Source organism: Sphingomonas yabuuchiae (genome assembly GCF_014199595.1).
In the GTDB taxonomy this organism is placed as follows: domain Bacteria; phylum Pseudomonadota; class Alphaproteobacteria; order Sphingomonadales; family Sphingomonadaceae; genus Sphingomonas; species Sphingomonas yabuuchiae.
Genome location: NZ_JACHNX010000008.1, coordinates 112,290 through 133,977 on the forward strand (window position 1 = coordinate 112,290; position 21,688 = coordinate 133,977).

Sequence of the window (21,688 nt, forward strand, 5' to 3'; positions counted from 1 at the left end):
TGATGCAGGGCTTCCCGATCCTCTCCGTCATGCTGGCGGTCCCGGCCATTGCCGCGATCGCCTGCCTTTTCCTCTCCGCAAACGGTGCGCGCATGCTGGCGCTTGCCGCCACGCTGATCGACTTCGCCCTGGGCATCGTGCTCTGGACGCAGTTCGATGTGGGCGGCGCCCAGTGGCAGTTCGTCGAACATGCCCCCGGCATCTTCGGCCCGTTCGGCTGGTCGCTCGGCATCGACGGTTTTGCGCTGCTGCTGATCATGCTCAGCGTGTTCCTGATGCCGATCTGCATCGGCGCCAGCTGGCGCGCGATCGACAAGCGGGTCCCGGAATATATGGGCCTGTTCCTGTTCACCGAAGTGCTGATGATCGGCACCTTCGCGGCGCAGGACCTGTTCCTCTTCTACGTCTTCTTCGAAGCCGGTCTGATCCCGATGTATCTGATCATCGGTATCTGGGGCGGGGCGAACCGCATCTACGCGTCGTACAAGTTCTTCCTGTACACGCTGCTTGGCTCGCTCCTCATGTTCGTCGCGATGCTCTATATGGCGCGCACGGCGGGCACGACCTCGATCCCGGCGCTTCTCGCCTATGACTTCCCGGCCTCGGTCCAGACCTGGTTGTGGATCGCCTTCTTCGCCTCGTTTGCGGTCAAGATGCCGATGTGGCCGGTCCACACCTGGCTTCCCGACGCGCACGTCCAGGCGCCGACGGCGGGCTCGGTCATTCTGGCGGGCGTGCTGCTGAAGCTGGGCGGCTATGGCTTCCTGCGCTTCCTGCTGCCGATGTTCCCGGAGGCAAGCGGGCAGCTGACCTGGCTGATCTTCGCGCTCTCGGCGGTGGCGGTGATCTATGCCTCGCTGGTCGCGCTGGTGCAGTCCGACATGAAGAAGCTGATCGCCTATTCGTCGGTCGCGCACATGGCGATCGTGACCATCGGCCTCTATGCCTTCAACCAGCAGGGCATCGAAGGCGCGATGATCATGATGCTCAGTCACGGTCTGGTGTCGGGCGCGCTCTTCCTGTGCGTCGGCGTCATCTATGACCGGCTGCATACCCGAGAGATCGCGCGCTACGGCGGGCTGTCGATCAACATGCCCAAATACGCCGTGCTGTTCCTGTTCTTCACCATGGCGTCGATCGGTCTGCCGGGCACCAGCGGCTTCGTCGCCGAGTTTCTGTCGCTGATGGGCACCTATCAGGTGTCGACCTGGACGGCGTTGCTCTGCACCACCGGCATCATCCTGGGTGCGGCCTATATGCTCTACCTCTACCGGCGGGTCGCCTATGGCGAGATCAAGTCGGATGAAGTGGCGGCGATGCCGGACCTGACGAGCCGTGAGCTGTGGCTGCTGGCGCCGATCGCGGCGGTGACGCTGTGGATGGGTGTCTATCCCGAGAGCTTCCTCGCGCCGATGCGCAAGGACGTCACGGTCCTGTTGCAGCGGATCGACCGGGCCAATCCGGGTTCGGACAGCCGTCCGACCGCCGGTAACCCTGCGCTCGCCACCACCCATGCCCCTGAGCACCAAGCTGCGCACGGGGAGGCGCACTGATGAGCTATTCGTTGAACCTTTTGATGGTCCTGCCCGAGCTGGTGCTGACCCTCGGCGCGATCGCGCTGATGCTCGTCGCCGCCTGGGGCGGGACGAACGCCACGCGCGGCATCTCGATCGCGGCGGTGTTCGTGCTGGCCGGCGCGATGGTCGCGCTGGCCGGTCCGTCGACCACCGGCGGTCTCGCCTTTGGCGGTCTGTACCGCGCCGACGCCTTTGCCGGTTTCGCCAAGGTCCTGATCTATCTGGCGACCGCGGTGGCGATCATCATGGCGCCGCGCTTTTTCGCCCGCTCGCCGGGTGAGGGTCTGCGTCCCGAATATCCGATCCTCATGCTGCTCTCTTCGGTCGGCATGGGCATGATGGTGTCGGCGGGCGACCTGCTGACCCTCTATGTCGGTCTCGAACTGCAGAGTCTGTCGGCTTATGTGCTGGCGAGCTTCATGCGTCGCGACGGTCGTTCGGCCGAAGCGGGTTTGAAGTATTTCGTCCTCGGCGCGCTCGCCTCGGGCATCCTGCTTTACGGTATCTCGCTGGTCTACGGCTTCTCGGGTTCGACCGACTTTGCCCAGATCGCCCTGGCCTATGGTCGCGATGCCGCTGCTGGTACGCGTTCGCTGGGCCTGATGTTCGGTCTGGTGTTCGTGTTCGCCGGGCTGGCGTTCAAGATGTCGGCGGTGCCGTTCCACATGTGGACGCCGGACGTCTATGAAGGCGCGCCGACCCCGGTGACGGCCTTCTTCGCCTCGGCCCCCAAGGTCGCGGCGATGGCGCTGGCGGTTCGTGTCGCCGTCGAGGCGATGGGCTCGGCCGCGCAGCAGTGGCAGCAGATCGTGACCTTCGCGGCGCTGGCGTCGATCATCCTCGGCGCAGTCGCGGCCATTGGGCAGACCAATATCAAGCGGCTGCTCGCTTACTCGTCGATCAACAATGTCGGCTTTGCGCTCATCGGTCTGGCGGCAGGTACGGCACAGGGCGTCGCGGCGGTGCTGACGTACCTCACCATCTACGTCATCATGACGCTGGGTGCGTTCCTGATCGTCATCCGCATGCGCGACGAGGACGGCAATCCGCTCGAGTCGATCGCCAGCCTGTCGGGCCTGTCGCGCACGCGTCCGGCGCTGGCCTGGGCCATGGCCTTCTTCATGTTCTCGGTCGCAGGCATTCCGCCGCTGCTCGGCTTCTACGCCAAGTTCGCTGTGTTCAATGCGGCGGTCGCGGCGGGGCTGTTCCCGCTGGCGGTGATTGGTGTCGTCGCCTCGGTGATCGGTGCCTATTACTACCTGCGCATCATCAAGACGATGTTCTTCGATGAGCCCGCCGGTGCCTGGGCGAATGGCGACGTTCAGCCCGTCGAGAACGGCCTGATCGCGCTGTCGGCGCTGCTCGTCTCGCCGGTCGGCTATCTGGCGATCCCGCTGCTGGGCGCCTGGTCGCTGGCAGCCGCTCGGGCGCTGTTCTGAGCCGATTGCTGCAGGTCCCGGAAACGGGATCGACCAATGCCGATCTTCGCCAGCTTGCCGAGGCAGGCGGCGAAGATGGCAATTGGGACGGCCTCTGGCTCCGCGCCGACCGCCAGACGGCGGGGCGCGGACGCCAGGGGCGGGAATGGTCCTCGCCTTCCGGAAATTATTATGGGTCGACGCTGGTCCGCCTGCGCCCCGGTGATCCGATGGCGGCGACGCTGGCGCTGGTCGCCGCTGTGGCGATCGAGGATGCGGTTCGATCCTGTCTCCCTGATATCGGCGCACGCCTTGCGCTGAAATGGCCGAATGATCTGTTGATCGACGGCGCCAAATTGTCGGGCATCTTGTTGGAGCGTACGGGTGATGCGGTCGTCATCGGCATGGGGATCAACCTGGCGTCGGCCCCGGACCTATCCGACCGCGCCACGACCGCGCTTGGCGATCATGGCGTCACTGTCTCGCCCCAGACGATGCAGGCGCTGCTCGCCGATGCGATGACCCGCTGGGTCGCGGTCTGGCGTGAACAGGGGCTGCCACCGATCATCGGGCGCTGGGAAGCCAGGGCGCATCCGCGCGGCACCGCACTGACCGCCAAACTGCCGGACGGACAGGCGCTGACCGGAAGCTTTGACGGCCTGGCGAGCGACGGCGCGCTCAGGCTCGGCTTGGCGGACGGCTCCGGCCATGTCATCCATGCCGGCGATATCTTCCTGATCTGAAGGACCCCCATGCTGCTTGCGATCGATGCCGGGAACACGAACGTGGTCTTTGCGCTGCTCGAAGGGCGGACGATCAAGGGGCGCTGGCGCATCGCGACCGATCCGCGCCGCACCGGCGACGAATATGCGGTATGGCTCAGCCAGTTGCTGGCGCTCGAAGGCTATGCGCGCGAGGATGTGACGGGTGTCATCATCGCTACCGTCGTGCCGCGCGCGCTCCACAATCTTCAGGTGCTGGCCCAGAAATATTTCAAGGTCGAGCCGCTGATCGCAGGCCGCGCGCCGGTGGAATGGGGGATCGCGATCGACGTCGACGAACCCGCCTCGTTGGGCGCGGACCGTGCGGTCAACACGATCGCGGCGCATGAGCTTCATCCAGGCGACCTGATCACCATCGACTTTGGTACCGCCACGACCTTCGACATCAGCGACTATCAGGGAGCGTATAAGGGGGGGATCATCGCACCCGGCATCAACCTGTCGCTCGACGCGCTGGTGACGGCGGCTGCCAAGCTGCCGCGCATCGCCATCGAGGCACCGGAAAGCCGCAGCGTGATCGGCCGCAATACGGTCGACCAGATGCATATCGGTATCTTCTGGGGCTATGTCGCGATGATCGAGGGGCTGGTGGCGCGGCTGAAGGCCGAGGTCGGGCGGCCGGTAAAGGTGCTGGCAACCGGCGGATTGGCGGCGCTTTTGTCGCCACATACCGATGTTTTCGATCATATCGAGCCCGACCTGACCATTCAGGGGCTGGCGATCCTGTGGGAACGCGCCCATATCATATGACGAGTTTCGGACCAGGCAGCCCGCGAGATACCGCTGGGCGCCGAGGTCCGCGAAGAAATGACCGCGCCCTGACCGGCGCACCCCCATCGCCCCGAACCCGCTTTCAGCGGGGTGGGCGTCCATTGTCAGGAAGTGAATGACTCCCAAGAAAGAATTGCTGTTCTGCGCGCTCGGTGGATCGGGCGAAATCGGCATGAACGTGAACCTGTACGGCACCGAAGGTAAGTGGGTGATGGTCGATTGCGGCATCACCTTTGCCGATCCGGCCTATCCCGGCATCGATGTGATCCTGCCCGATCTGAGCTTCATCGAGGACCGGCTGGACGATCTGGTCGGGATCGTGCTGACCCATGGTCATGAGGACCATATCGGCGCGCTGCCCTATCTGGCCGAAGATTTGGGCGTGCCGATCTATGCCACCGCCTTCACCGCCGGGCTTGTGCGTGGCAAGCTGGAGGAAGAGGGCAGCGCGAACCGCGTCAAGCTGCGCGTGATGGAAACCGGCAAGACGTTTGAGGTCGGCCCGTTCGACTTCACCTTCGTGCCCTTGTCGCACTCGATCCCCGAAGCCAATGCGCTGCTGATCGAGACAGCGGTCGGCCGCGTGTTCCACACCGGCGACTGGAAGCTCGACCAGACCCCCGTCATCGGCAAGCCCGCCAGCCCGGCGCAGCTGTCGTCGATCGGCGACATGGGAGTCGACGTGCTGGTGTGCGACTCCACCAACGCCTTCAACACCGAAGCCTCGGGCTCGGAAGCCAGCGTCCGCCCCGGCATCGCCGAGACGGTGGCCAAGGCCAAGGGACGCGTGGTGGTCACTACCTTCGCCTCCAACGCCGCGCGTCTGGTGACGCTGGGTGAGGTCGCCAAGGAGACGGGGCGCAAGCTGTGCGTCACCGGCCGTTCGCTCGACCGGATCCTGAAGGTCGGCCGCGCCTGCGGCTATTTCAAGGGCTTCCCCGAGGTCGTCGATCCCGAGACGGCGATGCGCCTGCCCAAGGACCGCGTGCTGATCGTCGCGACCGGCGGGCAGGGCGAGCCGCGCGCGGCGCTGTCGCGTATCGCCGAGGGCAGTCATACGATCCGGCTCGACACCGGCGACACCGTCATCTTCTCGGCCCGCCAGATCCCGGGCAACGAGACGGCGGTTGGCCGTATCCAGAACATCCTGGCGGGCAAGGGCGTTCGCATGGTCACTGAGCGTCAGGCGCATGTCCATGTCTCGGGTCATCCGGGCCAGCCCGAACTGGCGCAGATGTACAAGTGGCTGCGCCCGCGCACGCTGATGCCGGTGCATGGCGAGATGCGGCACATGATGGAACATGCCCGCTTCGCCACGACCCAGGGCGTGCCGCAGACGTTGGTTCAGTCGGACGGCGACATGGTTCGCCTGCTGCCTGGCAACGCGACCAAGATCGGCAACGTGCCGGTCGGTCGACTGGTGCTGGACGGTGACGTCATCCTGCCGTCGGACGGCTCGACGATGAACGAGCGGCGCAAGCTGGCGATCAACGGCCAGATCTCGGTCGGCGTCGCGGTCGCCAAGGGGCGGCTGGTCGGCAGTCCGCAAATCCGCGTCCAGGGTGTGCCCGTCGAGGACGAGCGTGACGCCTTCATCGCCGAGGCGGTGGCGGCTGCGGCCAAGGCGGTCGACGGGCCGCGCCGCGCGACCGACAAGCTGCGCGAGGATATCCGCCTGTCGGTGCGCAAGGTCGCAACACGTTGGACCGGCAAGAAGCCGATCGTCGATGTCCTGCTGATCGAGGGCTAAGACCATGCACTGGACGTCGGCCCTCGCGATCTACGTCCTGTTCTGGTTCCTCGCCGTGTTCCTGGTCCTGCCCTTCGGGGTCAGGACCACGCACGAGGCGGGGGGCGAGCATATCCCCGGGACTGCCGAGAGCGCACCGCATGTCTTCCTGATCGGGCGCTTCTTCCTGCGCACGACGATCGTGGCGACGGTGATGTTTGTCCTGTTCTATCTGAACTATGTCTATGGCTGGATCACCGCCGACATGCTCGACTGGAGCGGGGTGAGCCGGGGCGTCTGACATGGCGCGTGCGTCCCGCTTGTTCGACCTGCTCCATCTGCTCCACCGCCAGAGCGGCGTCGTGTCGGGGCGGCATCTGGCCGAGCAGCTCGGCATCTCGCTGCGTACGCTGTACCGCGATATCGCGACGCTTCAGGCGATGGGTGCGGATGTCGAGGGCGGGGCGGGGGTAGGCTATCGCCTGAGGCCCGGCTTCATGCTGCCGCCGATGAGTTTCCCTGTCGAGGAAGTCGAGGCGCTGGTCTTGGGGGCTCGCTGGGTCGCCGAGCGGGCGGACCCGGCAATGGGGCAGGCCGCGCGCAGTGCTGCGGCGCGGATCATGCGCGCGATGACACCCGAACAGGCCGAGGCGATGCGCGATACGGCGCTGTTCATCGGCCTGCGCTCGGAAGCCTATGAGGGGGAGGTCGATCCGGCACCCTTGCGGGCCGCGATCCGGAGCGAGCGGCGTTTGTCGCTCCTCTACCGCGACGCGCAGGGCGAAGCATCGGAGCGGACCATCTGGCCGTTCGCGATCGCGCTGTTCGATCGGGCCGATGTGCTGCTCGGCTGGTGCGAGTTGCGCGGCGATTATCGCACCTTCCGCATCGATCGCATCGTCACCGCGCGCCCCTTGCTGGAGCGTTATCCGCGTCGCCGCGCCGTCCTGCTGCGCGAATGGCGCGAAGCGGCGGGCATTCCACAGGAGCGCTTCCTGCTGACGGAAACTGACGCAGCCGTCGGATAGGCGGACCTCCTCTCGAACGAAGGAGCTTTGCCATGACCTGTCCGACGACCACCATCCTGCTGCACATCGCCGATATGCACGTCAGCACCGACTTTTATCGCGGGGTGTTGCAGCGCGACCCGGTCGATGCAGGTGACGCCTTTACCCTGTTCGCCCTCGATTCGGGGACGACGCTGGGCCTGTGGCGTCGCGACGTGATCGATCCCCCGGCCGAGGGGGCATCGGGTGTCATCGAGCTGGGGTTCCGGCGGGACCATAACGGCGTGGATGCGTGTCATGCGGATTGGCTGGCCAAGGGAGTGACGATGCTGACGCCGCCCAATGATCGTCCGTTCGGGCGGAGCTTCGTAGCACTGGATCCCGATGGCCACCGGTTGCGGGTCTATGCGCTGAACGGTTGAGGGGCGTAGCCCCCGACTTCGCTCAAACTGAATGGCGGTTGGAGTAAGGGTCGACCGCCATTTCTCGACCTCCGTTAACGCAGCCGCTCGATGGCCTGGGCAAGCGCGACATAGAGCTTGCCCATATCCGACGATAGCAGCGTGACGCCCAACGGTGATCCGTCACGCTGCGCCAGCACGCCGCGCAGCATCGCCTCGAAGTCATGGATATAGCGGTTCACATGGTCGCGGAACTTGGGATCCTCGTCATACAAATCGGCGATGCCCCGCGCCTGATGCGAGTCGAGGATACGCACCGCACGCCGGGTGAAGACGCCGCGATCGCCCTTCAGATAGGCGGCCCAGGCGCTGTCGGTGACCTCGGGGGCATAGATTTTGGCGATGTCGATCGACGCCGAGTTGAGCGATTCGACCAGCAGCGAGGCGCGGCGGGCGAAATTGTCGCGATCGGCTTCCTCCCGCTCGGTCCGGGCCTCTTCGATCCGCAATTCGACGACGGTCGTCTTCTCGACGATCATGTCGGCCTGCCGTGCCAGCCGCTCGGTCGCGCGCGTGGCGGCCTCGACCGCGTTCTGGGTGGCATCGACGATGGCATGAACCTGCCGCTCGACGGTATCTCCGGTCGCGCGCCGCATCGCCTCGGCACTGGCGATCTCCAGTGCGCTGGCAGCTTGGGGAATGACGTCGGCCAGCGTCTCGCGCGCCTTTTCGGCGGCCGTCGCAGCGGTTTCGCGGACGCGCAGCAGCGCATCGACCAGCTTGGGTGCGGCCTCGTCAGCGAACTGGTGCGAGCGTTCGATCGTCTCCTCGACCATCATACCCAGCGCATCGGCCTTGGCCCGCCCGGTCGACAGGGTCTCGAGCAGGGAGCCCGACAGCGTCTCCAGCGTCTGGCGCTGCTCGGCGATGACGTCGGCGATCGCCTCGATCGCCTCATGCGTGCTCTCGGCCGCGGCGACCAGGGCGAGCAGTTCGGGCTTGGTCTCGACTACCACCTCATGGCTGGCATGCATCCGCTGGTCGAGCCGTCCCAGCGCCTCGGGCAGCGTTTCGTCGATCTCGCGCGCAGCGGCATCGAGCGCGATCAGCAGCGTCTCGGTCGTGCCGATGACGCGGTTGGCCATGGTCTCGCCCGCCTCCAACGCGCCGGTCATCGCATCCGCCGAGCCGCCCAAGGCGCTGATCGAGGCGGCGAGCATCTGCGACTTTTCGGTGCCCTGAGTGTGAAGGACCGCGATGCGCGTCTCGACCCGCTCCAGTTCGGTGTCGAGCGTGTCGATCATCGTCTCCCCCGCGATCCGCTGTGCCTCCAGTTCGGCGGTCAGGCGGGCGACGGCGCCGTCCACCGTCGTCAGCCGTTCGGCCAGCGCATCGGCACTGTCGCGCGCCGCCCCGTCGAGCGCCGCCTGGTTCGCCGCGATCATCGCCAGCATCTCCTCGCCCTGGGCCGCGAAGCCCAGGCGCGACTGGTCGATGGCCTGCGCCGTCCGGTCGAGCAGCGCGTCGATCGTGGTGGCGAGGTTGCCGGTGACGGTTTCCAGATGCACCCCGGCGACGCGGCTGGTTTCCTCCATCTGTTCGATGTGGGTGGCCAGGCGCAGCGCCGCTCCGCTGGCGATGGTGTCCGCATCCTGCCCGCGCCGACCGAGCGCCACGAACTGGGCGTCCAGCTCCATCGCATGAATTTGCGCCGAGCGCGCCGCCTCCGCCATCCGGTCGGATGCCTCGCCGATCTGCTCCGCCGCGCGGGGAAGGGCTTCGAGCAGTTGGGTCATGCTCGATTGGCTGGTCACGGCGATATCGGCGAGCGTGCGGCCATGCGCCTCGACCATCTGGATATCGTCGGTCAGGTCACGCGCGATCGTCCTGAAGCGCGTCTCGGCGGCCTGCGCCATTTCGGACAGGGCGATCGCCTGGGCCGACAACTCGAAGCGGTTGGCGGACAACGCCTGTCCGATCGCACCGACCGCGCGCTCCAGCGCCGCCGCTTCCTCGCGCATGTCGCGCGCGGTGAGTGCGAAACGGCGTTGCTCGGCGCGGCTGCTGCGTTGGCCGACCAGCCACAGGACCGCGATCAGCATCGGTCCGGCCAGTGCGAGCGTACCCAGCGGGGCCAGTGTCGTGGGTGAGAGCATCGGGCTGGCCGAGATGCCCCAGAACAGAATGGCCGCCGCCCACAGGACCGAGGCCAGGATCACGACGATCAGCGGCCAGCGCGCAGGCGAGGGCTCCTCCTGCTCGACCAGGGCGGTGCCTTCGTCCAGCCAGATGCCGAAGGACGGGGGATCGGCGGCGGGCGGGGCGGACGGGGCTTCTTCGGCCGGGGGCTGGACGGTATAGTCGTACATATCCGCCTCTGCGTTCGGCATGTCCGACCTGTCCTGACGCTCTGCGCGCATATCGACGATCATCTGGGCCCCCGTGTCACAATGGGCCGGTTTATCACGTTTGCTGATGGCAGAAAGCGAATTGCGCTATTCCGTGCAACCCCCGTTCGGGTTTAAGTGAGGGCAATGACCTACGAGCACGGAATGATCGATTCTGCCCTGGCGGCGGTGGCGGGTGATGAACCGGCCGTGATCCAGGAATTGCGCCGCGCCTTTGTCGAAGGCGTGACCCGTGCGATGGAGGCCATGCATATGGCCGAGGACGTCGGCGAATGGCGCGAGGCGGCCTTGCGGCTGAAGGGTCTCGCGGCCAGCGTGAACGCTTTGCCGCTGATGACCCTGGCGGCACAGGCGGCGGAACTGGAAAGCCCGGACCCGCAGTTGCTCGACCGGATCGGGGATCAGGTCGCGCGCCTTTGACGCGTCACCGGGTCAGGGCTGGCAAGGCGCGTCTCTAGCGCCTAACAGCACGCGATGCTTTCCGGTCTTCTCTTTGCGATTGACGACGCCGACGACCGCCCCGGTCGGCTGACGGCCACCCTGCCGTTCGCGGGTGTTACCCTGATCGAATATCAGGCGCGCCTGCTGATCGCGGCGGGGGCCGCGCAGATCATCATCGTCGTCGCGCGCCTGACCCCGGAACTGCTCGGCGCGATCGCCCGAATCGCGCAGCGCGGGGTGGTGGTCGACACGGTGCGCAGCGCGGTGGAGGCATCGGAGAAGCTCCACCCCCTGTCGCGACTGCTCGTACTGGCCGATGGTCTGATCACCACCGAGGATACGATCGCGCTGGTCCTGCGCGATGCCGGACAGGACGCGCTGATCGTGCTGCCCGAGGCGGAGGCGGAAGCCGGACTGGAGCGGGTCGGCGGCCAGATGGCCTGGGCGGGCGTCGCGCGGCTCGATCCGCGCCGGGTCGCCGAAGTGGCGGCGCTGCCCCGCGATTACGACCTGCAATCGACGCTGCTGCGGCTCGCGGCCCAGGCGCGGGCGACACATATCCTGCTGCCCGCCGATGCGGAAAAGGCGGGTCATGGCATCGTCCACCATGCCGAGGCGCTGGATGCGCGGGGACGGGCGGTCGTCGCGCGGCTGGTCTCGGGACGGCGGAGCTGGTTCGATCGTTACATCCTGGCGCCCATCGCACGCCTCGCGCTGCCGCGCCTGGTCGAGCGTTCGGTCCCTGCGCATGTCGCGGGCGGGGCAGGGGCCGGGCTGGGGCTGCTCGGACTGGTTCTGATCCTCTCCGGCCTGCCGGCTTTCGGCTTGCTGATCGCCATCGCCGGAACGTTGGGGCTGGGCCTTGGCGAGACGCTGGCGGGGTTGCGCGACGAACAGAGCGCGGCGCGCGCCGGGTCGGCGGCCATCGCGGCGCTGTCCGGGCTCGCCGTGGCGGCGCTCGGGTGGCAGGATTTCCGTCTGTCGGGCGAGGATATCGCGCCGGTCCTGGCCTTGATGCTGATCATTCTCGGTATTTTGGCGGAGCGGGCGGGGCTGTATCGCTTTCGGCGGCGCTGGTGGGCCAGCCCGCCCGCCTATCTGCTGGTCCTTTTCCCCGCCGCGCTGGTCGGCATCGTCCCCTGGGGCCTGGCACTTGCGAGTATTTATGCGATCGTCACTTTAACGTCCGCAATCGAGACATTGCGCGCCCAAGTTTAGTGTCGCTTTAACATCAAAGGGGTTAGCGATGCCCCATGGCGGTCGAACCGGACCCACATCACGCCTCCCCATGGCACGCCACGCGGCTGTCCGACCGCGTCGCGGCGGCGCGCGCGCGCGCGGCGGGACGGCGGCGGGGTGCGGTGCTGGACCTGCGGCTGGATGCCGAATCGCGCCTGACCGATCAGGTCCGGTTCGAGGTGACGGCGCGGCTGCACCACCTGGTCGAGACGATCGCGCACGATCTCCTACAACAGGCCGATCGGGTCATGCCGGAGGGCGGTGGGCAGCCCCAGCAGCAAGAGGTCTTGCGGCTGCTCTATCGGGCGGATGCGCTGGCCGACCCGGCACTGGTCGACGAACTGGTCGCGCAGGTTCGGCAGGGCCTGATGGCCCGTGCGCTGCCCATCGAGAGCATGGCGGGTGATGCGCCGAGCTTGCTGGTCCGCCTGACCGAGGCCCCCGACCGGATCGTCGCCGCCGCCGCGCGCGCGGTGCTGCTGGCCGAGGGGCGTTCGCGCGAAGGCGATGAGGCGGTGGGCCTGCCGACACGGCTGCACGACCGGCTGGTCTGGACCGTGGCGGCGGCCCTGCGCAAGGGTGACGATCCGGCTTGGGACCGGGCGCTGGCGCAGGCCGTCGAGCGGGTCCTGGCGGCGCGCGATGACGGTGACCGGCCGGGCCTGCCCGCGATGCGGCTGGCTGCGGCGATCGACGCGCGGCCGGGCGAATTGCCCGACCTGTTGCTCGAAAGTCTGTCCGACCGGCAATTGGGTTTGTTCGTTGCCCTGCTGACCCATGCGCTCGGCATCGAGCATGACATGGTGCGCGAGATCGTGCTGGAGCCCGAAGGCGACCGGCTGTGGCTGGCGCTGCGATCGTTGGACCAGGATCGGCCGGTGATTGCGCGCATCGGGCTGTCTCTGTGCGAGGCGGACGGGCGGCGCGATGTCGATGGTTTTGCCGAGGCGCTGGACGCGATCATGGCCGTTCCTGCCGAAGAGGCGCGCCGGGCCATCGCATCGCTTAGCCTGCCCGCGCCGTTTCGAGAGGCGATCGAGCGGCTGGAAGGCTCCGATCGCCGATGAGTGCAATGGACAGCCCAGGCGAATCGATGGTCGCGCGTGCCATTCTGGACGCAGGCGATCACATTCTGTCGGCCGATCCTCCCATCGAACTGCTTCATATGCGTGCGGGGGGAAGCGCCAGCGACTGTCTGGCGGTCGCGCCCATCGCTAGGATCGCTCGACTGGCACGGCGGCTTGGCATTACGGTGTCGCGGCAGGTGATGGTCGCCGATGACGAGGGCGATCTCGACCTGTGGGTACAGGCCCGCCCCGAAACCGGGCAGATCCGCCTGAGCGTCAGCGGCTGGCGTGACCGGGACGCGTGGAAGCCGACCGCGACCCCGCCCGATCATGCTGCGATGGGCGCGGACTTCCGCTGGGAAACCGATGCGGCGCTGCGTCTGACCTTCGTGTCGCCGGGGGCGGGGATGCGCTATGGCTTTGATGCACAGGCGATGCTGGGGCGGCCGTTGGCAGCTCTTTTCGCTTTCGACTCCGGCACGGCGCTGCTGGACGAGGGCGCGCCGCTCGACGGGCGAGGGGCCCGGTTGCGGCCGACCGATGCACCGGTCCGGCTGTCGGCGGCGATCCGTCATGACGCGACGGGGGGCATCGCCGGGCTGATCGGCGCGACCTATCTGATCGACGAGCCGGGAGAGGGGGCGGACGATGACTTGCTGCATCCCGGCGCGTCGCCGCTGACCGAGACATTTACGGCCGGGCTCGACCGCGCCCTGCGCACGCCGCTCGCACGGATCGTCGCCAATGCCGACAGCATCGCGGCGCGCAGCGACGGGCCGATCGCCGCCGAATATGCCGAATATGCCAATGACATCGCGCATGCCGGGCGGCATCTGATCGGGCTGGTCGACAATCTGGTCGAGCTACAGGCGATCGAACAGCCCGATTTCCGGCTCGCGGCCATGCCGATCGACCTGGCGGACGTCGCCCGCCGCGCCTCGGGCTTGCTGGGCGTGCGCGCGGATGCCGCGAGCGTGACGATCCGTCGACCTGGCGCGGGCGAGGCGATGCCTGCCATCGGGGACTTCGGCCGGTGTCTCCAAATCCTCATCAACCTGATCGGCAACGCGATCCGGTACACCCCGGGCGGCGGAGAAGTAGTCGTCACGGCCGAGCGTGACGGGGAATGGGCCGTGGTCAGCGTCACCGATCACGGCAAGGGCATCGCACCCGAAGACCAGACCCGCATCTTCGAGAAGTTCGAGCGTGTCGACCCAAGCGAGCCCGGCGGCAACGGCCTGGGTCTCTATATCGCCCGCCGTCTGGCGCGTGCGATGGGCGGCGACCTGTGGGTCGAGAGCGTGCCGGGTGAGGGCGCGACCTTTCACCTTCGCCTCCGGGTGGGCTGAGTCTTCGGGCGGATCGGCATTCAGCCATACATATTTCTCCCTCGCCCCTCTCAGAGGGGAGAGGGTTGCGCAGACTTGGTCTTTGCATAGCAAAGGCCTAGTCGGAGCTGGGTGAGGGGTGAGCGGGCATAGCGCGCGCGAGCCGGAGGCTCGCTCAACCCCTCACCCAAGCTGCGCTAGCCAGTAAACTGGCAAGCTCCGCTAACCCTCTCCCCTGTCCAGGGGCGAGGGAAAGAAGAGGCGCGGCGGGATATCGTTCAGACCCTGTCCTTCTCCCCTTCCCTTCAGGCAGGGGGCTGAAGTTGCTTCCGACAGACGCCGCCCCATCAACAAAAAGGGCTCCCGAAGGAGCCCTTTCTCTTGCCGTCCTGGCGAACCGTTCAGCGCCGCCGGGGCAGCCGTCGGGCGACCAGGATCAGCGCCAGTCCGGCGATCGCGACAAAGGCGCCGCGATCCGCCCATTCGCCCTGGCCGAGCATGAAGCTCTGCTCGGGCCAATGGATGTAACCCAGGCCCTGACCGATCCATAATCCCCCCGTCAGCGCCAGCATGACGCCGATGGCGATCAGGATCGGCCGGACCCGGTTCATGGCTTAGCGCTGCTCGACCGGAACATACGAACGCTGCGTCGGGCCGGTGTACAGCTGACGCGGGCGGCCGATCTTCTGGTCGGGATCGGTGATCATCTCGTTCCACTGCGCGACCCAGCCGACGGTGCGGGCGAGGGCGAACAGGACGGTGAACATCTCGGTCGGGAAGCCGATCGCCGACAGGATGACGCCCGAATAGAAGTCGACGTTCGGGAACAGCTTCTTCTCGACGAAATATTCGTCGTTCAGCGCGATCTCTTCGAGGCGGAGCGCCGTCTCGAACAGCGGATCGTTGACCTTCAGCGCGTCGAACACTTCGCGCACGGTCTTCTGCATCACGGTCGCGCGCGGGTCGTAGTTCTTGTAGACGCGGTGACCGAAGCCCATCAGGCGGAACGGATCGTTCTTGTCCTTGGCGCGCGCGATGAACTCGGGGATGCGCTCGGGCGTGCCGATCTCGCGCAGCATGTTGAGCGCGGCCTCGTTCGCGCCGCCATGCGCCGGACCCCAGAGGCAGGCGATGCCCGCCGCGATGCACGCGAACGGGTTCGCACCCGACGAACCGGCCAGACGAACGGTCGAGGTCGACGCGTTCTGCTCGTGATCGGCGTGCAGGATGAAGATGCGGTCCATCGCCTTTTCGACGGCCGGGTTCACCTCATACGGCTCGGCCGGAACGCCGAAGGTCATGCGCAGGAAGTTGCCGGTGTAGGACAGCGAGTTGTCCGGGTACAGGAAGGGCTGGCCCACGCTATACTTGTACGCCATCGCCGCGATCGTCGGAATCTTGGCGATCAGGCGGTGCGACGCGATGGTGCGCTGCACCGGGTCATGGATGTCGGTCGAATCGTGGTAGAAGGCCGACAGCGCGCCGACGACGCCGCACATGATCGCCATCGGGTGCGCATCGCGGCGGAAGCCACGGAAGAACGCCGCCAGCTGCTCATGCACCATGGTGTGGCGCGTGATGGTGGTGGTGAATTCCGACAACTCGCCCTGGTTGGGCAGTTCGCCGTTCAGCAGAAGGTAGGCGACCTCCATGAAGCTGCTATTCTCGGCCAGTTCGCCGATCGGATAGCCGCGGTGCAGCAGAACGCCTTCGTCGCCGTCGATATAGGTCAGCTCCGACCGGCACGACGCGGTCGAGGTGAAGCCGGGATCATAGGTGAAGGCACCCGTCTGGGCATAGAGCTTGCGGATGTCGACCACGTCCGGGCCGATCGAGCCCGACATGACCGGATAGTCAAAGCCCTTGCCGCCGATTTCGAATTTCGCGGTGTCGCTCATACTCAATGATCCTTCCTATCTGCGGTCATCTGGTCCGCGATCCGCCCCAGGCTTTCCTCGCGGCCCAGCAAAACGAGCACGTCGAAGATCCCTGGGGACGTCTTGCGTCCGGTCAAGGCAGCGCGGAGCGGCTGGGCGACCTGACCGAGCTTCACGCTCTCGGTTTCGGCCACCTTGCGTACCGCGTCTTCCAAAAGCTCCGTATCCCAGTTGTGCACCGCGTCAAGCGCGGTGTGAACGGAAAAGAGAATGCCCCGTGCCTTATCGTCGAGCAGGCCGGTGGCGGCGTCGTCCAGGCTCAACGGACGGGTCGCGAAAAGGAAGCGCGCGCCATCGGCCAATTCGTTCAAATTCGCCGCGCGCGGCTTCAGCGACGGCATGGCCGCGGTCAGCAGCGCGACGTCCTCGACACCCATCCGCTTGGCGGTCAGCTCGGCCAGACGGGCGTCGTCGGCTTCGCGGATATAATGGCCGTTGAGGTTTTCCAGCTTCTTCAGGTCGAAGCGCGACGGCGCCTTGCCGACGGCGGCGAGGTCGAACCACTTCACCGCCTCGTCCCGCGCGATGATCTCGGCATCGCCATGGCCCCAGCCCAGGCGGAGCAGATAATTGTCGAGCGCTTCGGGCAGGATGCCCATCTCGTCGCGATAGGCCTCGATGCCCACCGCGCCGTGGCGCTTGGACAGCTTGGCGCCGTCCGATCCGTGGATCAGCGGGATATGCGCATAGATCGGCTCGGCCCAGCCCATCGCCTTGTAGATGGGCAACTGGCGGAAGGCGTTGTTCAGGTGATCGTCGCCACGGATGACATGGGTCACGCCCATGTCATGGTCGTCGACCACGACCGCCAGCATATAGGTCGGCGTGCCGTCGGACCGCAGGAGGACCAGATCGTCCAGCTCGGCATTCTGCACGGTGACGCTGCCCTGCACGCGGTCCTCGATCGTCACGGCCCCCTCGCGCGGGGCGCGCAGACGGACGACGAAGGGCTGACCCTCCGGCGCGGTGGCGGGATCGGCGTCGCGCCAGGGCGAGCGGATGCGCAACGGCTGCTTGGCGGCCTGTGCGGCTTCACGCTGCGCGGCGATCTCTTCCTGCGTCATGTAGCAGCGATAGGCATGGCCCCGCTCCATCATCTCGCGGGCGACCTCCGCATGGCGGTCGGCACGGGCGAACTGGAACACGGCGTCGCCGTCCCAGTCCAGGCCCAGCCAGCGCATGCCGTCCAGGATCGCGTCGATCGCGGGCTGGGTCGAGCGGGCGCGATCGGTATCCTCGATGCGCAGCAGGAACTTGCCTCCATTCGCCCGCGCGAACAACCAGTTGAACAGCGCGGTTCGCGCGCCGCCGATGTGAAGAAATCCGGTCGGCGAGGGCGCGAAACGGGTCACGACTCCGCTCATGGTCGATCCGGTGGCGATATCATGTGTTGCGCTCAACCGCGCATACTCCCAGCATAAGATTCGATGGCCCAGTCAGCCGCCGCAGCCCCTAGCACCATGCGTCCGCGCCGCCAAATGCCGCGCCTTTGCCGGGCCGAGCAATGGGCCGAGGCCGAGCGGAACCAGATCCCGTTATGGACGCCGGTGATGCTGGGGGCGGGGATTGCGGCGTGGTTCGTGCTGCCCGATCCGCGCGCCTGGGCGGCGGCGATGCTGGCCGCCGGGGGCGTCGCGCTGGCGGCGGCAACCCTGTCCGATGGCGGACGGGTGATGCGGGCTATCGGTCTGGGCGCGATGCTGGTGATGGCGGGGATGCTGCTGGCTTGGGCGCGTGCCGAGTCGGTCCAGGCACCCGTTCTGGCATGGCCGGTAATGGCGGACATGGTAGCCGAGGTGGAGACGGCCGAGCCCTTAGCGGCACGGCAGATCGTCCGACTGATGCTGAGACCGGTTCGGGCGCGGGACGGCCGTGGTCGCGCTTTAGGCCTGCCGCCGCGCATCCGGATATCATTGCCGCAGGAGGATGCGCCGGTGGGATTGGGGCCGGGCGCATGGGTGCGGTTGCGGGCGCGGCTGATGCCGCCGGCGGGACCGGTCGCGCCCGGAGGCTATGACTTTGCGCGCGCGGCCTGGTTTCAGGGGATCGGCGCCACGGGGCGCGGCTTCGGGCCGGTACAGATACTGCATCAGGCCGATCAAGGTCCCGGGTTGCGCCAGCGCCTGTCGCAGCGGATCACAGGCCAGCTTCCGGGCAGCGCGGGTGGCATCGCGGCGGCGCTGGCCACGGGCGATGTCGGCGCGATCGCGCAGGACGACGCCGAGGCGATGCGGCGAGCCGGGCTGGCGCATCTCCTGTCGGTCAGCGGCCTTCACATCACGGCGGTCGTCGGGATCGTCATGGTGCTGACGATCAGGCTGCTGGCGCTCTGGCCGTGGCTGGCGTTGCGGGTTCGACTGCCGTTGGTCGGAGCAGCAGCCGGAGCCGTTGCCGCCGTCGGATATACGTGGCTGACTGGAGCGGAGGTTCCGACGATACGGTCCTGTGTCGCGGCGATGCTGGTGCTGGCGGCGCTGGCCATGGGGCGGGAGGCGATGACCCTGCGCCTCGTCGCGGCAGGGGCGCTGATCGTGCTGATCTTCCGGCCCGAGGCATTGGTGGGGGCCAGTTTCCAGCTCTCCTTTGCGGCAATCACCGCCATCGTCGCGCTTCATGAGCATCCGGCGGTTCGCCACTGGCTGGGGCCGCATCCCGATTGGCGCTGGGCGGCCTTGCGGCATCTGGGCGCGTTGCTGCTGACCGGGCTAGTGGTCGAGGCAGCGTTGATGCCGATCGCCGTCTACCATTTCCATAAGGCGGGGCTTTACGGCGCACTGGCCAATATCGTCGCGATCCCCTGGACGACCTTCATCGCCATGCCGCTGGAGATGATCGCATTGTTGCTGGAGCCCATGGGGCTGGGCGGTCCTGTCTGGTGGTTGCTCGGACAGGCCCTGGGCCTATTGTTGAAGCTGGCGCATGCGGTGTCCGCCATGCCGGGATCGGTGGTCGCCTTGCCCGTGGCGTCGGGATGGGCGTTCGGGTTGGCCGTCGCGGGGGGATTGTGGATCGCGCTTTGGCGGACCCGGTGGCGATGGCTCGGGACGCCCGCGCTGATGGTCGGTATATGGGTCATGCTGGCAGCACCGGCACCAGACCTCGTCGTCACCGGCGACGGTCGACATGCCGGGATCGCGATGGGGCGTGGCATGGCGCTGCTCCGTGACCGGGCGGGGGATTATATGCGGACCACCCTGTCCGAACTCAGCGGCACCGATGCCGAGCCGCTGGCGCTGGCCGATCAACCGGCGGCGCGTTGCGGGCGGGATATGTGCGTGACCGTTTTGCAGAAGGGCGGGCGGCGGTGGCGGATCGCGGCGACGCGCAGTGGTTATCCGGTGCCATGGACGCAGTTGGTGGCGCTTTGCGGTCGGGTGGATATCATGATCGCCGACCGTCGCCTGCCCGAAGCGTGCCAGCCCCGCTGGTTGAAATTGGACAGCGCTGTTTTGCAGCGGACTGGCGGGGTTTCCATCCGGCTCGATCCACCCATGGCGCGGATGGTGCGCCAACCCGGTGATCGCTATCCATGGTCGATGACCGGACAGAGGGGAGGGCGATAGGCCCCGTGTCGACCAAGAGCGATGTATTCGACAGCCCCAAACCGGGACTGCGAGCAAAGCCATCCAAAGCCGGATCAGGGCTTTCTAAGATGGCTTTGCTCCGCCCTCATTCGTAGCGGCGCAGGATGCCCGACAGCTTGCCCTGTACCCGCACCTGTGCGGGCGCGTAGCGCTGCGGGTCATAGGCGCGGTTGGCGGGATCGAGGCGGACCATCGAACCCTCACGTCGGAAATATTTCAGCGTCGCCTCGCTATCGTCGATCAGCGCGACCACGATCTGTCCGTCGCGCGCCACATCGGTACGGCGGATCAGCGCATAGTCGCCATCGAGAATACCCGCCTCGACCATCGAATCGCCGGATACTTCCAGCGCATAATGTTCGCCCGAGCCGAGCAGGGCAGCGGGCACGGCCAGCATCGAGCTGCCCTCGAACGCTTCGATCGGCAAACCGGCGGCGATCCGGCCATGGAGCGGGATTTCGACCACGTCATTGGCAGGCTCGACTGCCGGACGCGGGGCGGGCGCACGGACATTGGCGGATGCGGGTTCGGCCGCCACGGTCTTTTCCGGCCGGTCAGGCATCCGCAACACTTCCAGCGCGCGGGCGCGATTGGGCAGGCGACGGATGAAGTGGCGTTCCTCCAGTGCGGAGATCAGACGGTGGACGCCCGACTTGGACTTGAGGTCCAGCGCCTCCTTCATCTCCTCGAAGGAGGGCGAGACGCCGGTTTCCTTCAAACGGTCGTTGATGAAGCAGACAAGCTCATGCTGCTTTGCGGTGAGCATCGCGATCCTCCGTCCAGAACAGACGTGGAACTTATATGGAACGTTTTGGCTTGCGTCAAGCGAGCATCAGGATTTCCGCCGAGTCGCCCATGGCGGTGGCGGGGGCATGGGGCGGACGGACGATCAGGCACGTCGAGCGCGCAAGGGTCAGCAGCATCGAACTATCCTGAATGGCCGCCGCATGGACCCGCCCGTCGATCATCGCGGCACGCAGATAGTCGATGCGCGGGCCGTTGGCGGGCAGATCCTCGCCCAGCACGGCGGGGATGGGCTTGGGCAAGGGATCGGCGGCGCCCGCCAGATGCGCGATCAGCGGCCGGACGAACAGCGTCGCGGTGACGAAGGCCGAAACGGGATTGCCGGGCAGGCTGAGCACCACCGTTTCGCCGAGCCGTCCCGCCATCATCGGCTTGCCGGGGCGAAGCGCGATACGCCAGAAATCGACGCTCCCGCCCGCCGCCTTGAGCGCAGGCTGGACAAGGTCATGGTCGCCGACCGAGGCGCCGCCGGTCGTCACCAGCAGGTCGGCCTCAACCGAGGCAAAGGCGTCGCGGAGCTTGCCCAGATCATCGGGCAGGATGCCCAGATCGATGATCTCGGCCGGCAGATCGGCCAGCATCGCCGCCAGCATGACGCCGTTCGATTCGGGCAGGGCGGCGGGATCGGTGCTGCCGGGCGGGACGAGTTCGTCGCCGGTCGCGGCGATCGCGACACGAACGGCCGGACGGACGGGCAGGACGGCGTGACCGCCGGTCGCCGCCACCGCGATGCGCGCGGGGGTCAGCCTTTGCCCGGCAGCAATCAGCGTTGCACCTTCGGAAAAATCGAGCCCGCGCCGCCGGACATTGCGGCCCTGATGGGCGGGGCCTTCGCCTGCCAGCGTCAGGACCGCGCCGTCGCGCGCCGCTTCCTCCTGGATCAGGACGGTGTCGGCGCCTTCCGGAAGCACCGCGCCGGTAAAGATACGCGTCGCCTGTCCGGCCTCGACCGAACCGCTAAACGGCCGTCCCGCCGCGCTTTCGCCGATGACGGTCCATGGCCCCGGCATATCCTGAAAGCGGATCGCATAGCCGTCCATTGCCGACAGGTCGTGCCCCGGCTGGGTCCGCCGCGCGGTCACGTCACGCGCGGCCCAGCGTCCGGCGGCTTGGCGCAACGGCAGTTCGACGATGGAGCGTTCGCTGGCCAGGGCGAGCAATCGGGCCTGGGCTTCGGGGACGGGAAGAAGAATGA

19 protein-coding genes are annotated in these 21,688 nt (G+C 67.0%); 13 read left to right on the forward strand and 6 right to left on the reverse strand.

Translation table 11 applies throughout. The annotated features are described in order from the left end of the window. The first annotated feature begins 2 nt into the window (after nt 1-2). From GGQ89_RS11530 to GGQ89_RS11565, 8 genes are all read left to right on the forward strand, one after another. A complete protein-coding gene (locus GGQ89_RS11530; protein WP_056438088.1) occupies nt 3-1,553 on the forward strand; it encodes an NADH-quinone oxidoreductase subunit M in 1,551 nt (516 codons plus the stop codon). Then, entirely contained in the window at nt 1,553-3,016 is a 1,464-nt protein-coding gene (gene nuoN, locus GGQ89_RS11535) for an NADH-quinone oxidoreductase subunit NuoN (RefSeq protein WP_184105884.1), read from the forward strand. Before GGQ89_RS11530 ends, nuoN begins: the two co-directional genes overlap by 1 nt. Nucleotides 3,017-3,021: 5 nt before the next feature. Next, complete coding sequence (locus GGQ89_RS11540) at nt 3,022-3,738, forward strand: biotin--[acetyl-CoA-carboxylase] ligase (protein ID WP_184105885.1); 717 nt, start codon at nt 3,022-3,024, stop codon at nt 3,736-3,738. A gap of 9 nt (nt 3,739-3,747) precedes the next feature. After that, a complete protein-coding gene (locus tag GGQ89_RS11545) occupies nt 3,748-4,527 on the forward strand; it encodes a type III pantothenate kinase (protein ID WP_184105886.1) in 780 nt (259 codons plus the stop codon). Between the two features lie 136 nt (nt 4,528-4,663). Next, nucleotides 4,664-6,298, forward strand: coding sequence for a ribonuclease J (locus tag GGQ89_RS11550; protein ID WP_184105887.1), 1,635 nt, complete (start codon nt 4,664-4,666; stop codon nt 6,296-6,298). 4 nt (nt 6,299-6,302) lie between these two features. Then, nucleotides 6,303-6,578 (forward strand): DUF1467 family protein, encoded by a 276-nt coding sequence (locus GGQ89_RS11555; protein WP_042483165.1) that lies wholly within the window; start codon nt 6,303-6,305, stop codon nt 6,576-6,578. Between the two features lies 1 nt (nt 6,579). Then, nucleotides 6,580-7,305, forward strand: coding sequence for a helix-turn-helix transcriptional regulator (locus GGQ89_RS11560; protein ID WP_184105888.1), 726 nt, complete (start codon nt 6,580-6,582; stop codon nt 7,303-7,305). 32 nt (nt 7,306-7,337) lie between these two features. Next, a complete protein-coding gene (locus tag GGQ89_RS11565) occupies nt 7,338-7,706 on the forward strand; it encodes a VOC family protein (RefSeq protein WP_184105889.1) in 369 nt (122 codons plus the stop codon). Between the two features lie 74 nt (nt 7,707-7,780). On the opposite strand, the gene GGQ89_RS11570 is transcribed toward GGQ89_RS11565, so the two are convergent. Next, entirely contained in the window at nt 7,781-10,117 is a 2,337-nt protein-coding gene (locus GGQ89_RS11570) for a coiled-coil domain-containing protein (protein WP_240456370.1), read from the reverse strand. A gap of 120 nt (nt 10,118-10,237) precedes the next feature. Here GGQ89_RS11570 and GGQ89_RS11575 point away from each other — a divergent pair, with 120 nt between their 5' ends. The 4 genes from GGQ89_RS11575 to GGQ89_RS11590 are packed head-to-tail and all read left to right on the forward strand — an operon-like array spanning nt 10,238 to nt 14,189. After that, nucleotides 10,238-10,513, forward strand: a complete 276-nt coding sequence (locus GGQ89_RS11575) for an Hpt domain-containing protein (RefSeq protein WP_240456369.1) — start codon at nt 10,238-10,240, stop codon at nt 10,511-10,513. Nucleotides 10,514-10,567: 54 nt separating this feature from the next. After that, nucleotides 10,568-11,752: a hypothetical protein gene (locus tag GGQ89_RS11580; RefSeq protein WP_184105891.1), complete on the forward strand. Its 1,185-nt coding sequence runs from the start codon at nt 10,568-10,570 to the stop codon at nt 11,750-11,752. 35 nt (nt 11,753-11,787) lie between these two features. Then, entirely contained in the window at nt 11,788-12,840 is a 1,053-nt protein-coding gene (locus GGQ89_RS11585; protein ID WP_184105892.1) for a hypothetical protein, read from the forward strand. Next, on the forward strand, nt 12,837-14,189 hold the full coding sequence (locus tag GGQ89_RS11590; RefSeq protein WP_338112290.1) for a sensor histidine kinase: 1,353 nt from the start codon (nt 12,837-12,839) through the stop codon (nt 14,187-14,189). Before GGQ89_RS11585 ends, GGQ89_RS11590 begins: the two co-directional genes overlap by 4 nt. Nucleotides 14,190-14,569: 380 nt before the next feature. Here the strand turns inward: GGQ89_RS11590 and GGQ89_RS11595 are convergent, their stop codons facing one another. The 3 genes from GGQ89_RS11595 to gltX are packed head-to-tail and all read right to left on the reverse strand — an operon-like array spanning nt 14,570 to nt 17,469. Further along, the gene (locus tag GGQ89_RS11595) at nt 14,570-14,779 is read right to left on the reverse strand and encodes a hypothetical protein (RefSeq protein WP_056438051.1); all 210 of its coding nucleotides are present in this window, start codon (nt 14,777-14,779) and stop codon (nt 14,570-14,572) included. Nucleotides 14,780-14,782: 3 nt separating this feature from the next. Further along, nucleotides 14,783-16,066, reverse strand: a complete 1,284-nt coding sequence (locus GGQ89_RS11600) for a citrate synthase (protein ID WP_056438047.1) — start codon at nt 16,064-16,066, stop codon at nt 14,783-14,785. A 2-nt stretch (nt 16,067-16,068) separates the two neighbouring features. Next, a complete protein-coding gene (gene gltX / locus GGQ89_RS11605) occupies nt 16,069-17,469 on the reverse strand; it encodes a glutamate--tRNA ligase (protein WP_184105894.1) in 1,401 nt (466 codons plus the stop codon). A 96-nt stretch (nt 17,470-17,565) separates the two neighbouring features. Here gltX and GGQ89_RS11610 point away from each other — a divergent pair, with 96 nt between their 5' ends. Then, nucleotides 17,566-19,668: a ComEC/Rec2 family competence protein gene (locus tag GGQ89_RS11610; protein ID WP_244955783.1), complete on the forward strand. Its 2,103-nt coding sequence runs from the start codon at nt 17,566-17,568 to the stop codon at nt 19,666-19,668. 106 nt (nt 19,669-19,774) lie between these two features. Here GGQ89_RS11610 and lexA read toward each other — a convergent pair whose 3' ends face one another. After that, on the reverse strand, nt 19,775-20,455 hold the full coding sequence (lexA, locus tag GGQ89_RS11615; protein ID WP_184105895.1) for a transcriptional repressor LexA: 681 nt from the start codon (nt 20,453-20,455) through the stop codon (nt 19,775-19,777). A 55-nt stretch (nt 20,456-20,510) separates the two neighbouring features. After that, the gene (locus tag GGQ89_RS11620) at nt 20,511-21,686 is read right to left on the reverse strand and encodes a molybdopterin molybdotransferase MoeA (protein WP_380772939.1); all 1,176 of its coding nucleotides are present in this window, start codon (nt 21,684-21,686) and stop codon (nt 20,511-20,513) included. Nucleotides 21,687-21,688 lie beyond the last annotated feature (2 nt).